Below are 12,450 nucleotides of genomic sequence, written 5' to 3'. Positions count from 1 at the left end.
GAAAATCGGTACATCAAACGCTTCCGCAAAACTTCGGCAGTAGTCCTCTGTACATTCCCAATCCATAAATAAATCTGAATCAGGACCGCCATCGATACAATGATGCCAGAGTTCGATCTTTTCTTTAGGTACACCCAAGTCGAGCAGATAAAGAAACGTAGCAATAGAATCCTTACCACCCGAAAAGGCTACAATGTATTTGTCGTAATCGTTTGTGATAGGTCCGATCGTTTATACCTCTTCCATAACTCTGCCGACAATGTTTTCGACAAATGCTTGCGTTTTTACCGGAGTCTCGATCATTTCACTTTCAACGATCTTTGTGATCTTCCGACGCTTAGTCTCAAGCTGACTTTCGATCACGTCGATCATATAGTAATGAACGGACTCTTCGATCTCTTCTTTGTGTTGGGGGAATGCGTTGTTGTTGATTGCGGATAAGATGTCCATCGCCTGACCTTCGGTAATGTTCCAACCGACTTGTCTGGCTTTGTTCTTAATGTCTTCTGTCGTGATTTCAATTTTGATTGATTGCATTATGATAGGGGTGTGGAGGTTAAATTTTAGAATAAGGTATGGTTATGATTTGGTAAGGGGTTCCAATAACTTTTTGGTACGCCTCTTCTTTATTGTCGAACTTTATTGTGTTACCGTCACCATCTTTGATGATTTCGAGTTCTATTTCGTCTAACAATACGTAGAACAATCCCACCTCATCGGGTGGATCGACTGGTTCAGCGTTGAGATCAATACTGTGTAAATGTTGGTCAACACCGTCATTAAATACATCGATGCTACCAATGTTGTACACATGATCGTGGTCAATAAACATTCTTACGTTGACGTCTAAGTCTTGGTGTTCATCGAACAGTTCGTCGAATTGGTCTTTTATTTCTTGGGCTAACATTATGATAGGGTTTGAAGGTTATAAATCAGGTACATAAACATTACGGCATACAAAAGAGAGATCGCCACTAAAGCGAGGCGATCCCAGAATTTGAACTTCATACCAACTCTCCCGAATTTTGCGTTTCACGGTGAAAGATTTCACTGGCTTCGTAGAAGACTTGCTCATCATCTAAGAAGTGTTCTCGTTCGTGTTCCGGTAGGTTGTCGAACCACGGGAACTTCTCATCTTTGACGGTCTCGAATGATAGTACCTTCGGACGCTTGCCAAGTCTGTGTTCATACTTCTCAGCAAGTTCAATGGTCTTATGGTCGAAGTAGTTGTACTCATTAAGAGGGTTGCCTGAAATTTTGCAGTGATAGTCACTTTCCTTATAAGGCATTAGGATATTTTGCACCTCTTCAATGCTGTAATAAAAACTGAAATGAATGTCAGTCATCTCCCAAATGTGCATGTCGTCCATCTCATAACCGTGAATCAACGCAAGTTGCCAGAGGACCCAAATGTATTTGTAGTCATCCGTGTACCACTCTTCCCACTCTTCATCGTAAATGTCGTTGGAATGAAAGGACATAAACCCATCGTAAGAAGTGAAAGTGTCTTTGACAGAAGAATGTAAATCATCACGATATTCGTAAAAATCGGATTTAGCTTTTGTGAGTTGTTCTTGGGTGAAGGAAGCGACGACCAAGTTCTTATCGGTCTGGAAATTGTACTCTCTTGGACTCCACACGGATTCGTGTTCAAGCTTTTCGAGATACCCTAATTTTTTGAGAACATATTCCCAATGACCGGCGACTTCAAGACACACGTCTTTTTCGTGTTCTTCGTAGTCTGCAACCTCAAGGATCGCTTCAACGATGTCACCGTCGTCTTGGTTTTGTTTAAGTTTGAGTTCAGTGGATATGTTATAGGCTTCTTCGTATTCGGTGTCACCGTAGTACCAGATTGAATGGTAGAATCCTGTGAAGGAAGGTATAACGGTGTGTATGTCTTGGAGTTCCATAATATGATAGGGTTTGGAGGTTAATTTGTGACGGACCGTCACTGGGTCCGTCTAAGTTATTGATTATAATTGTTTAATGCAAGTGTGAGAAAAATTAATTTTCTTGCACATATATCTCGTAATGGTCTTCCGAGAATTCGACAATAGCGAGTCTGGGTTCATCTTTGAACATCCAATACTCGTAGTACCGGTCCTCGGCTTTGTTTTGGCGGATACAATGACTAAACCGGTGACGGTGTAGTTTATTGAACCGCTTCTGTTGTTTATGTATTAATGATAGTTCCATAATTGTCAGCATTTATTGTGTCTGAGTTATACGTATTGGTAACCTTCTTCAAGGACCCACTCGATGATTGCTTCTTTGTCGATGTGGTCGTGAAGGTCTCTTCCGTGTAAGGTTTCGAGGTTGGCGTAGCCGTTGAACCGGACGTACTCGTCAGAGAAATTGTAGTCACCGAAGAATATCCGTTGGACCAAATCGAAATTACTTCCTTGAAAGAACGTCTCGAAGAAGTATTCATCGTTTTCATAAATCTCATCATCGAAACGGTTGGTCTCTCGGCAATAGGTGTTGTGGAGGTGTAACCACTCGTGATCATCCTCATCGTCGATGTCCCCAAAGTGTTCGAGATATTCGTATATCTTTTCGACATCTCTGGTTCCAAGACTCTCTCCATAGAGGAAGCGGGGGAACCCTTCGTAGTCGGTGAACATAGGTTCCTCACGTATGGAATATTCGTCCAGTGGAGATTTCTCGTCGGCTTCTTTGAGGTGATCGGTCACGTACTGCATGAACTCGTCTGCTCCAGAAAAGTCATCGAGTTCTACCCAATGTCCGAATTCGAATTGTTTGCCGTGATTATAACTTGCGTAGTCAGTTAAAAATAATTTAGGTGTAGTCATGATATGATAGGGTTTGGAGGTTATGATAATTGTCTGGATTTGAGAACGATCAATTTCTTCATCTCTTTTCTCAATTCGTGGTATTCTTGTTTCGATTTCTGTTGTTTCAACGCTTTCCTACGTTGTACTTTTTCGTGTTTGTTCATGATAGTTCCTATTCTAAATTCCACACGTCAACATAGGTGTTGATCACTGCGGTTTGGCATTTAGTTGGTAAGTCTTCGAACTCGATCGGGCTACCCAAGTGTGCATACTTCGGGCGGTCGATCTGTTCGTCAGAGAACCCGTGTTGTCCAAATCCTTGCGGATGGAATGGGTCTTTGCTCAATCCTAAGTGTATGAAATCGTCATACGGGGACTTACGATACCGGCCAGTGAATACGACAGTGTAACGGTCAAAAGATTTACCGCCATTGTCGTAACATCTGATCCACTTAGGTTTACCTTGTGGTAGTAGTTTTACTTTTCTGGATGACATTGTGATAGGGTTGAAGGTTATTTGTATTCATACGATTTTTCTATGTCTTCGTACGGTAACGAATGTTCGTCACAGTATTCCAACGCGTCATCAAAGTCCAAGAAAAGGACTTCGTTAACGTAATAGTGGGGTAGTTTACTCATGATAGTTCCTTATTCTTCCATTAAAATGTGGTTAATCTTTCTTCGGATCGTGTTTTTGCCTTTGAGAAAACCTTGATTGTATCCGATCTTGTAAATTTGACCGACGACACAAGCAGTTGATTTGAGGACATTGATGTTGCTAAAGCCTCTTATTTTTCTGGTTGACAAAATTTCTCCTTGCATTCCGTATTCCGTCCAATGGACACTAAAGGTTCTTCCATCCGAAATCTCAACGGTAATGTTTGGATGTCGTTCAAACAGTTCGACTCCTTCATCTATTGTGAGGTCTTGTTCGTATTTAGGCATTGTAATAAGATTTAGAGGTTCGCAATTAGTTGTGGTAGTTTGCTCATGATAGGGGGTCCTGCTCATAGTATAGAGCACATTCGTACTCGATGATTTGTTCGAGCATGTTGTTAAACTTATTCATCCAGTTTTGTAATGGAATGTTGTCCGGCGCGAGATCACCATCGACTACAAACCACGTATATTTTGACGTCAAGATCGACTCGACAGAATCGAACCGTTCGTCTTCGTAGTTGTCAGTGTATATTGCTTGGTACAGTTCATCGTCCTGCAATGTTAAATACTGGATAAAATTACCCAACGCTTCGTTCACAGCTTCATTCTCACGTCCGGCGTGGAATTCAAAAACTGATAACATACGGTCAGTCTCGTATTCAAATTTTATACTGACCCTGTGAAGGTTCTTCTCAAACACCTCTTCGTCAGGCGTTTTGTCTCCGTGTTCCAACATCCCAAGAGACCATTCCGTAGCTCGTGCTAAAGTTTCGTAATCTGATTGTGTAAGTTTCATGATAGTTCCATTTTTGTTTCACATTTGTATTCAATCACTCCGTCGAAATGTTCGAGGATAATGCTGTGGTCAAAGAACCGTTTCATTTCTTCTTCGATCTCTCGTGCGTTGGTTATGTTCCGACACTTAACAACCGACTTTATTGAATGGATTTCTGCGTGAGGGTGGTTGACGCCGTAATACTCTGGCAAGTAATATCTAATGTCACCGAACACCACCGTACATTTTTCGTCAGAGCGTACTGATTTGCGTTCGTCGATCGCTCTTTGTAGGGATTGGTTGTCTACCCTTCCTACTATGCTGTGGAGTAGCCACGACTCGATCTCGGCTTCCCTGACCACATAGTCAATGGTCTCTCCATCGGCTTTTCTGAGTATCCGTGCAACAAGGTCCGGCAGGAACGTATCTTCAGACACAGCTACATGTGACCCGATCTCTGGGTCGGCCCAATGTTTTACACATTCGGTATCGTCAATGTTTAACGCGATACTCATGTCATTCAGATGTCTTTGTACTGTACTTCCGAGACATTGTGCGTGTAAAGCTGTTTCCGGTGCGTTTTTTTGTAAATCGTTAAGGATACTTTTTACGTGTGTTAGTCTTGTAATAAAGCTCATTGTGATAGGGTGTTAGGAGGTTAGTTTTAATACGTTAATAATCGCAAGTACTTGGTCGGGTTTGACCTCGTAGGTTTCGATTTGGTTTTGCCAGATGTTGTCTGGGTCCATCTCATCTTTGATGTCTTCGTAAGTACATCGGGAAGCGATCGACACACCATTGGCATCGATCAGTTCAACGTCGTATTGACTCACGTCAATGTCGGCGAATTCATAGAACGTGTATTTTAGAGTGTACATGATAGTTCCTATTTAGAGGTTCGCAATTAGTTGTGGTCGTTTCGTGATGGGGACACAGTTATTTATGAGAGCTTTGACCTTCTCGAAGCGTGTGTCCAATCGTTTCTTATAGTGGTGTTCAACTGCCGGAACGATGTTGTCTGTGATCATGTGACGTCCCATCCCATCGTCAGAGTGCCAGTCACCTAAGAATCCGGCGCAGGAATCTATGATTTCGTCTTCGTATTCGACCACGAAGCTGTGGACATTACCACGAAGGTATTCGTCATACGTTTCCACTTCGGCACGAAGATGATCGTAGACCCTTTCCTCACGTTGTTTACTGATCCGATTCCAGTGGTAATTCTTTCGGGCGTCCTCGCGACTAACCCAAATGAACCCAACCATACCTGAATCCCAACGACAACTAAACGACGACGTTGACATAGTGATACCTGAATGATCATACAGATAGAGAGGAAGCCAAATAATATTTTGATCGACCCACTCTTCGATTCTTTGGAATTCTTCATCCGTGAATTCTGAGTAGTAGCCTTTGTCGGGAAATAAACCTGACATACTGTGGAAATACTCGAACATACCGTACTCACTGGCAAATTCTGGAGACCATTGTTCATCACCAAGAGTGTACCGGTTATGGCCACAGACCATTGTTCCAAAGTTGTCCCAATCGCGCGGGGATTCAGCCCAATCGTCGTAATGAATTGATATTTTGTAGTTACCGATTTCTGTTTCTCTGTCGTCATAATCTAAAGCGAGTATGTGTTCTATAATGTGTGATAGTTCCATTGTTATATGATAAGAGGGGTTAGAGGTTATTCGTCAGGATAAAAGAATCCTTGATGTGGACAGTCGGTCAGTGGTTCGTCCACCCACTCGCGGTCGGGGTCTTCGGTAAGGTTTGGTGATAGTGCCTTTTCGTCCGAGTGGTGCAGTACGATACCTTCATCTCGTGTTTCTTTACCGTTCATCTCTGCTATTAACTCAAAGATGTCTTTACCACCAAACTCACCGTAGCCATAATAAGCTGGCTCGTGCCACTTATTCCCTTTGTTATCAGTCATCGTGACTGGAAAAGGTTCACGGTCACTTGGTGTGGTTGGTATACTTCTTTCTGTGTCGTTTGTTTTAAAACTAAATAGTCCCATTGTGATAGGGTTTAAGGGTTGGAGGTTACTTAATGTAGACGGATAGGTTCAGTTCATCAATAATCTCATCAAGAATACGTTCGTATGAAGTATGTAATTCTGTATCGTTGATGATGTCAGCGATTTTATGTCTCGTAGTTTTTTTGTCTACGTATTGGTCTAACTCTGTGAACGTAGGGTCCATACCGGTTTTCGCTTTAAAGATTTCAATGATCATTTCAGCTTTATCGGTCAGAGGGATCAGTCCTTCGTGTCCGCGTTTGTCACCTTTACCGTATCCGTAAACGCAATTGAATAGATGTCCACCCGCGCCGGTTTCAATATTTAACTCACCGTACACTTCTTCCTCAATGTTTCTCATCAAGGTTAAGGGAGTTGCGTAATCGAAGGTGATGTCTTCGAAAAACTGTTCGTTATACCGTTGTTTGATTAGGTCTTCTTTAGTCATAATGTGATAGGGTTAGGAGGTTACTTGAATACTTCTACTTCTTCGATGATCCAGTTACGTGTCGTACGATTCTCTTTATCGTGTTCGTTGAAAATCGTGGCGTTCATTTGCATCCTCTCAAAGTCAGCGACTTGGTCAGGGGTACAATCGTTAACTGTTTTGGACATAGTTTCCTTAGTGTCCATTTCGTACATGTTGACTCTTACCTTCATGCCTCACTCCATTCTTCGAATTCAGGAGAGTCGATGATGTCAACCGGTACGAGGAATAGATCACAGTTTTGATGTAACATATAAACCTGATCATCAATAACTACCCGTAGGTTGTCTAAGGTTTGTTCCCAATTGTCCCAATAGTGGTCGCCATTGTAGGGGTCGTGACTTTCTAAGTAACTGATAGTGTTATTGTGTACACCATACCATACCCACGTAGAAGAGAGCAACATAGCGCAAAAATCGCGCGGTATATAAACACCACGGGCCGAGTCCATAACATCCATCACTTCGTCTTCAATGACCGGTTTGTCCATCAAGTAGTAGTTGTCCGATATAGTATTGTACAGCACGGACACTGCCACCAGTAGCGATGGGTCTGGGGTTCCTTTGTTCAATTCGTATGCGTAGTCCATAGCATCTTCGATGGTCGTACGGTTAGCGAACATCGGTATCGGTTGTAGTTGTGTAAAGTTCATTGTGATAGGGTTTTGGAGGTTATAATGTGAGATAATGTATTTGAATTTTCATCATTTGATCGTTTGTCAATTTGTCGAGAAGAAAGTATTGAACTTCCGTTTCTCTGTCTTCTTCACCTTTCCAATCGTCGACTTCTACCTCGCCAAGTTTTCTGGGCGTAGAATCGTAATTGTTTCTAAAGTAAATTGCGTAATGTGAATTCATTGAGAACTCATGTAAGACAGGTACGATTAGTGCTTCCATAATGTGATAGGGTTATTCGATTATAAGTTCAGATACGTCTTTATACATGATTTGTCCGTCGTCCATACTTCTTCTGGGGTCTTCAACGATGACCCATTCCTTGTCCATCGTGTGTCTACACAAGTGATCAAGTTTCCATTTAATAGGGTCAAAGTTGCTATGTATGCCCGATGGAATGAAATTACGAACGTCTTCGATAGATGGGTTGTGAGGCATACGAATAGACCCAATCCATAGTTTACCGTCAGACATTACGTCGAGACCAGTCACCCATTCTAAATGTGTGAACTTTTCTTTCGTACCCCAATGTACACTTTCTACGGGTACACGGATACCAAATTGGTTTTGTCTAAACGGATAGTACAGTGAATCGTAATGTCCGTCAGATTCCACTGGTACGTCGCCAAAGTATAGTTTACCGTCCTTGATGCTGAAGTCTAAATCGTCAGCTTTAATGCGTCGTTTCATAGTATTGTATTATAAGATTAGTGGAAGGGCGCACAGTATGGCCCATCCGATTATGATGTAAAAAAGACTGATCAACTTTCTCATCGTACGGTTAGGTTAGACGTGTCCATTCCTGCCGTATCGGTGAAGATGATAGTTCCGTATTCTTCTTGTAGGTCAGATATTATTGTGCTGTTCATTGTTTTGGGTATTAGAGGTTATAGTATTTCTATTTCGTTTTCGGGTGTTGCCCCGTAGGTAGTGAATAAATTGTTAGAGCCGTGATAGTTACATACGTCCTGAACTTTTTGTCCAAGCGGTAATTCGTCCCACTCTTCTTTGGTCAGTCCATTCCACGACAGTATGCCGTCAATGTCTGCCCAATCAAAGTCATCTTCTGACACATAGCCAGAGTCATACAGTCGTTGGTCTTCGAACGGAACCTCAGCAATGAAACATAGTTCATCGGGTTCACACTCGTCGTTCTTCTGCCAGATTATTCCATACTCAAATAATGAGATTTCAATGGACGCGTCGGGTCCTTCCCACTCATCTTCTTTGATTTCTAAGGTGACCGGCGGGTAATCCCAAATGACGGTGAACTCTTCTTCACATGCGCTACATTTATTGATGGATCGTTCCGGTTCGTCTTCACGATCGGGCAACCATTCAAGTATTTCAATGTCGTGGAAGTAATGACGCGCGTCGTCAATACCGAGTCCTTCCCAATTGTCACAGTTCGGACAGTGGATATAGACGGTATTGTGGTCAGTGTCTATTGTAGTTTCCATAATGATAGGGTATTAGAGGTTAAAAGTGATGTCATACGCAACCACATTGCAGATCGGATTGCTCCAATCGGGTTACGATAACGTAATAATAAATCAACGCCCAGCGGTCAGACTGAACGTCGATGTACCCCTAAGCCAAAGCGGATGATAGTTCCATACGAAACAGAACCATCTCATATCGTTTACCGTCACCGTCGATCTTACAACACTCGCATTGATTCAATGAGAATTCAATGGTATTATCGGTCGGTGTCATCCAGCCTAATCGTTTCAATCCGGCGCGTATTTGGCGCTCTCGCTCGTCTGCTTCTTCACGGTCATGATAGTAGTCCAGTCCTGTGTAGTCGTCGTTAACAATAGCGTTACGGCAGTCCTCACATACGTGGACGGTTGGGTGTTCCATTGTCTTGGGGTTAGGGGTTGGAGGTTATTGTTTTTTGACGTCGCGGACCACTCCAAGCTTTAGATCGTAAAACTTATCGTACGCTTCGTCTTCGTTATTAGCTACAACACCACGGGCTTTAGTTTCTCCCTGCGGTGTTTCGTAAATGAACTTGTATTTAGGCATAATGATAGGGGTTATAGGTGGTCGAATGTGTTCTGTGGTTCGGTCCAATGTGATGAGAACTCAGCATCGGGGAACGCTTCTTTAGCTTCCTCATCCGTGTTGAATGATTCGATAAAGTTCTTCCGTGATTGTCCTGCGAGTACAGAGTGTTCGGGATAGGTGTCCCATCCGTACACGTTAATGTTCCCGTAGTTATCCTGTGAAATGGTGTAGTAATCGTAGTTATTAGACATGATAGTTCCTTATTTTTTCAGTTCTTTAAACAGTTTGTCTTCCCATTGTTTTTCGTAGTCTCGGACGTACTCATCCACCCACGGCTCAAGCTTAGTGAGGTAACGGTTATCCAGACAACCCATCCACGATGTAGTATTACGTTGCATTAATCCGAACTTCTCGCGCCGGTATGATTCACCCGCAGGGAACCCGATCTCATCCATAGCTTTGTTAAAGATTTCAATGCCAGCGTTATGTACAAAGAATCCAAACTTAAATGTTATACATATCTTTGTCGGTAGTGGTTGTATGGTTTGGTCACTCATAATATTATTGGTTTGCGAGACTCGCAAGTCTCTCGTAGTTATGGTTATGATAGTTCTTACATTGGTGTTTGTACGGCTCCAATGATTAGTAATGATAGTACGGCCACAGAAATCCCTGCGACTATACCACGTTTCGGTCGTTCGTGAATGAATCCGCCGAGCATAAACATACAGGACAGACTAATTATTCCAATGATCATAATGATAGGGGGTTGGAGGTTATAGGGTTATGCAATAAATACTGATACCACATAGGTACAGTACAGCCCTAATGATAGGGCATACTTCACCCAAGTAATTATAAGATATAGCGTCGTTTTAGATATGAGGGTCTGGAGGTTATACGGTCACGGGTTTGATATACATGTCTACGGTCTCAAGTACCGCGTCTATGTAGTCCATAGCTATATTGGCATACTCCAACGTTTGAGGAACCAAAGCTTCGAGCCGTAGTAATTCGTTATCGGTTAGTTCTATTCCAAGTTGGTCAACGGTTTGATGTAGTTCGAGTGTATTAGTCATAGTTATAGGGTATTAGAGGTTATACCTCACCTGTAAGGAAAGGTTATTTTATATAGTTCACCCGTAGTTCACGGGCATAGTAATGATAGTACAGAATAATCCCGTGGTTGCTGTCAAACAATCAAAGGCGGATATAAAAAAGGCCCATACCTTTTAAGATACGGGCCGTGTATGAATGTATGTGAGTGTTACGCGGTCTTAATGTCTTTGTCTAAGACTTCGAGGCCGAATACTTGCTTCATGTTAACGATAGTCAATTCAAGCTTGCTTCCGTGCTTGGTCCATTCCTTGTTTACTTTTTCAAGCATGTTCAGAACTTCACTCAAAGAAAACCGGCGCTCTAATTGTACAGAGTCAACTTCAGACTTGTAATTTTTGCGTAGTTTGGCCTTGTTTACGTCCTGCCCTGCGAGTTCCAAAGACTTCGCTATTTTTGTCACGTCACGGGTGATAATTTTATTACGTTTCTCTGAATCTTTCTCTTTGTCACCTGTAACTCTGAAGCCACCAACGCGACGTTTCCCAAGTGATACGGTTTCTTTGTCAATCCATTCACAGTCCCACTTTTCCATCTGACCTTTGGTCGCAAAGTTCAAAGCTATTTGAATGTTACGGTCCTCAGCTACCAATCGCATAGCGGGAGATAGTCGGAAGTCAAAGTCGCTATCTTTGTCAATATTTCGTAGACGTTTCAAGGCCGTAGAAAGGTTTCTTTCTTGCTCTAATACGTCCTGAAGCGCTTCTTTTCGTGCTTCTTTTTGGTTTTTTAAAGTTTCTTTTTGCTTTTTGGATAGTGTATTTTTTGAATCTTTCATGATATGATATGTTAGGGTATTGTTAGTTATAGTTTAAGCCTTGTTTGGCTATTGGGTATAAGGTCCAACCCCATTTCAAAAGGATTTGGACCGACGGAAAAGCTCTCACAAAAAACGTTATTAATTGGGGTAAAGTAGCACATTATTAATCTAACCTATGCATTCGCAATGATGGCAGAGCCAAGCGGTTAGACGTTACGCGAGCCTATCGGTTATAGCGTATACGCAATGATGGATTAATGGTTGAAAAGTTTGGCGCAGTTATGCGTAAAAATCCTAAACTTTCGCGCGGTCCATTGTTGCATACCTATACTATACCTAAACAGCGATAAGGTAGCTTTTATTAGTTAGTATCCTATCTATAACATAGTCACATACGGATAGTATGATTCAGTTATTTTGTACGCTTCAAACGTTTTTTAGGTGTCATTCCATAGGGCCACACTTGCATAGATATGCACAGATTCAATCGGTTAACGTAGATATAGTTCACCTAAGAAAGCTCTCTTAATTCATAACACTTTGCAGTGAAACAGAGCCTTTCGGATACGTCAATAAGTCAAAGAGCATAGGACAAAGAAACGGGAATGTTTCAAGCGAAAAGCGATACCCAAAAAATTGAGTACTTGCCTTTCGGCCCTACCTTATAATTGGCCCATTTCAGGGAAAGGCTTATAAGCGCCCTTTCAAGCGTTGGCTTGTTGCCTTTGCTTGAATGCGATTCTAAACTACAAAAAATTTCCAATACGGCGCAAATCTAATTTGCTTTATTAGAATTATCTAATGTTTGGGGGGTAAACTTGACTTTGGTTGAAATATTGTTTGATTCGCGCGCGTCGCGTGACGTGTGATGGCCAAAAAGGAAGCCTGCGCGACTACGAAAAAAACTTTAAAAAATCAAGTGAGGGCTGGCCTCAGAGGTGGGTGGGGGTACGTCGGGGGGTCGAATCTTTCGCACGCAAGCGTGATAGTTCCGTTTGTAATGCGTGAGCAAATTTCGCTTCAAATTGGCTTTGTTCACTGGTGGAACCTTTAAACCAATTGTGTAGCTTACGGGTTGAAAACATTGCAGTTTGGGTAAATAGGGAGGTTATAGAGAAGATCGGGATATATATGTATGAACCTA

25 protein-coding genes are annotated in these 12,450 nt (G+C 42.2%); all 25 read right to left on the bottom strand.

The window, feature by feature from the left end:
- Nucleotides 1-231: 231 nt before the first annotated feature.
- The 25 genes from ACKGJO_RS06820 to ACKGJO_RS06700 all read right to left on the bottom strand — a co-directional run bounded on the left by ACKGJO_RS06820 (nucleotide 232) and on the right by ACKGJO_RS06700 (nucleotide 11,324).
- The gene (locus tag ACKGJO_RS06820) at nucleotides 232-537 is read right to left on the bottom strand and encodes a hypothetical protein (RefSeq protein WP_411322662.1); all 306 of its coding nucleotides are present in this window, start codon (nucleotides 535-537) and stop codon (nucleotides 232-234) included.
- A gap of 19 nt (nucleotides 538-556) precedes the next feature.
- The gene (locus ACKGJO_RS06815; RefSeq protein ID WP_411322661.1) at nucleotides 557-907 is read right to left on the bottom strand and encodes a hypothetical protein; all 351 of its coding nucleotides are present in this window, start codon (nucleotides 905-907) and stop codon (nucleotides 557-559) included.
- Between the two features lie 97 nt (nucleotides 908-1,004).
- On the bottom strand, nucleotides 1,005-1,913 hold the full coding sequence (locus ACKGJO_RS06810) for a hypothetical protein (RefSeq protein WP_411322660.1): 909 nt from the start codon (nucleotides 1,911-1,913) through the stop codon (nucleotides 1,005-1,007).
- A 94-nt stretch (nucleotides 1,914-2,007) separates the two neighbouring features.
- Complete coding sequence (locus ACKGJO_RS06805; protein ID WP_411322659.1) at nucleotides 2,008-2,199, bottom strand: hypothetical protein; 192 nt, start codon at nucleotides 2,197-2,199, stop codon at nucleotides 2,008-2,010.
- Between the two features lie 26 nt (nucleotides 2,200-2,225).
- Nucleotides 2,226-2,816, bottom strand: coding sequence for a hypothetical protein (locus ACKGJO_RS06800; protein WP_411322658.1), 591 nt, complete (start codon nucleotides 2,814-2,816; stop codon nucleotides 2,226-2,228).
- 154 nt (nucleotides 2,817-2,970) lie between these two features.
- Nucleotides 2,971-3,294, bottom strand: coding sequence for a hypothetical protein (locus tag ACKGJO_RS06795; protein ID WP_411322657.1), 324 nt, complete (start codon nucleotides 3,292-3,294; stop codon nucleotides 2,971-2,973).
- Nucleotides 3,295-3,311: 17 nt separating this feature from the next.
- Nucleotides 3,312-3,437 carry a hypothetical protein gene (locus ACKGJO_RS06790; protein ID WP_411322656.1) on the bottom strand — a complete coding sequence of 42 codons (126 nt, stop codon included), beginning with the start codon at nucleotides 3,435-3,437 and terminating at the stop codon, nucleotides 3,312-3,314.
- Nucleotides 3,438-3,446: 9 nt separating this feature from the next.
- Entirely contained in the window at nucleotides 3,447-3,743 is a 297-nt protein-coding gene (locus ACKGJO_RS06785; RefSeq protein WP_411322655.1) for a hypothetical protein, read from the bottom strand.
- 43 nt (nucleotides 3,744-3,786) lie between these two features.
- Nucleotides 3,787-4,254, bottom strand: coding sequence for a hypothetical protein (locus ACKGJO_RS06780; protein ID WP_411322654.1), 468 nt, complete (start codon nucleotides 4,252-4,254; stop codon nucleotides 3,787-3,789).
- Nucleotides 4,251-4,748, bottom strand: a complete 498-nt coding sequence (locus tag ACKGJO_RS06775) for a hypothetical protein (protein WP_411322653.1) — start codon at nucleotides 4,746-4,748, stop codon at nucleotides 4,251-4,253. The genes ACKGJO_RS06780 and ACKGJO_RS06775 overlap by 4 nt, the downstream gene beginning before the upstream one ends.
- 135 nt (nucleotides 4,749-4,883) lie before the next feature.
- Entirely contained in the window at nucleotides 4,884-5,111 is a 228-nt protein-coding gene (locus ACKGJO_RS06770) for a hypothetical protein (RefSeq protein WP_411322652.1), read from the bottom strand.
- Between the two features lie 12 nt (nucleotides 5,112-5,123).
- On the bottom strand, nucleotides 5,124-5,900 hold the full coding sequence (locus ACKGJO_RS06765) for a hypothetical protein (protein ID WP_411322651.1): 777 nt from the start codon (nucleotides 5,898-5,900) through the stop codon (nucleotides 5,124-5,126).
- A gap of 26 nt (nucleotides 5,901-5,926) precedes the next feature.
- The gene (locus ACKGJO_RS06760) at nucleotides 5,927-6,259 is read right to left on the bottom strand and encodes a hypothetical protein (protein WP_411322650.1); all 333 of its coding nucleotides are present in this window, start codon (nucleotides 6,257-6,259) and stop codon (nucleotides 5,927-5,929) included.
- 25 nt (nucleotides 6,260-6,284) lie between these two features.
- On the bottom strand, nucleotides 6,285-6,707 hold the full coding sequence (locus ACKGJO_RS06755; RefSeq protein WP_411322649.1) for a hypothetical protein: 423 nt from the start codon (nucleotides 6,705-6,707) through the stop codon (nucleotides 6,285-6,287).
- Nucleotides 6,708-6,727: 20 nt separating this feature from the next.
- The gene (locus ACKGJO_RS06750; RefSeq protein WP_411322648.1) at nucleotides 6,728-6,919 is read right to left on the bottom strand and encodes a hypothetical protein; all 192 of its coding nucleotides are present in this window, start codon (nucleotides 6,917-6,919) and stop codon (nucleotides 6,728-6,730) included.
- Nucleotides 6,916-7,398: a hypothetical protein gene (locus ACKGJO_RS06745; RefSeq protein WP_411322647.1), complete on the bottom strand. Its 483-nt coding sequence runs from the start codon at nucleotides 7,396-7,398 to the stop codon at nucleotides 6,916-6,918. The genes ACKGJO_RS06750 and ACKGJO_RS06745 overlap by 4 nt, the downstream gene beginning before the upstream one ends.
- A gap of 19 nt (nucleotides 7,399-7,417) precedes the next feature.
- Complete coding sequence (locus tag ACKGJO_RS06740; RefSeq protein WP_411322646.1) at nucleotides 7,418-7,642, bottom strand: hypothetical protein; 225 nt, start codon at nucleotides 7,640-7,642, stop codon at nucleotides 7,418-7,420.
- A gap of 12 nt (nucleotides 7,643-7,654) precedes the next feature.
- The gene (locus tag ACKGJO_RS06735) at nucleotides 7,655-8,110 is read right to left on the bottom strand and encodes a hypothetical protein (protein ID WP_411322645.1); all 456 of its coding nucleotides are present in this window, start codon (nucleotides 8,108-8,110) and stop codon (nucleotides 7,655-7,657) included.
- A gap of 197 nt (nucleotides 8,111-8,307) precedes the next feature.
- A complete protein-coding gene (locus ACKGJO_RS06730) occupies nucleotides 8,308-8,880 on the bottom strand; it encodes a hypothetical protein (RefSeq protein WP_411322644.1) in 573 nt (190 codons plus the stop codon).
- Between the two features lie 130 nt (nucleotides 8,881-9,010).
- Nucleotides 9,011-9,283 carry a hypothetical protein gene (locus ACKGJO_RS06725; RefSeq protein ID WP_411322643.1) on the bottom strand — a complete coding sequence of 91 codons (273 nt, stop codon included), beginning with the start codon at nucleotides 9,281-9,283 and terminating at the stop codon, nucleotides 9,011-9,013.
- Between the two features lie 24 nt (nucleotides 9,284-9,307).
- Nucleotides 9,308-9,448: a hypothetical protein gene (locus ACKGJO_RS06720; protein WP_411322642.1), complete on the bottom strand. Its 141-nt coding sequence runs from the start codon at nucleotides 9,446-9,448 to the stop codon at nucleotides 9,308-9,310.
- Nucleotides 9,449-9,459: 11 nt separating this feature from the next.
- Nucleotides 9,460-9,681, bottom strand: coding sequence for a hypothetical protein (locus ACKGJO_RS06715; protein WP_411322641.1), 222 nt, complete (start codon nucleotides 9,679-9,681; stop codon nucleotides 9,460-9,462).
- A 9-nt stretch (nucleotides 9,682-9,690) separates the two neighbouring features.
- Nucleotides 9,691-9,987, bottom strand: coding sequence for a hypothetical protein (locus ACKGJO_RS06710; RefSeq protein WP_411322640.1), 297 nt, complete (start codon nucleotides 9,985-9,987; stop codon nucleotides 9,691-9,693).
- Nucleotides 9,988-10,326: 339 nt separating this feature from the next.
- A complete protein-coding gene (locus tag ACKGJO_RS06705) occupies nucleotides 10,327-10,509 on the bottom strand; it encodes a hypothetical protein (RefSeq protein WP_411322639.1) in 183 nt (60 codons plus the stop codon).
- 188 nt (nucleotides 10,510-10,697) lie between these two features.
- Nucleotides 10,698-11,324, bottom strand: coding sequence for a hypothetical protein (locus ACKGJO_RS06700; RefSeq protein ID WP_411322638.1), 627 nt, complete (start codon nucleotides 11,322-11,324; stop codon nucleotides 10,698-10,700).
- Between the last annotated feature and the right edge of the window lie 1,126 nt (nucleotides 11,325-12,450).

The sequence above is a fragment of the Gracilimonas qinghaiensis genome (assembly GCF_046602855.1).
In the GTDB taxonomy this organism is placed as follows: Bacteria; Bacteroidota; Rhodothermia; order Balneolales; family Balneolaceae; genus Gracilimonas.
This window is presented reverse-complemented; position numbering and strand designations above follow the sequence as displayed.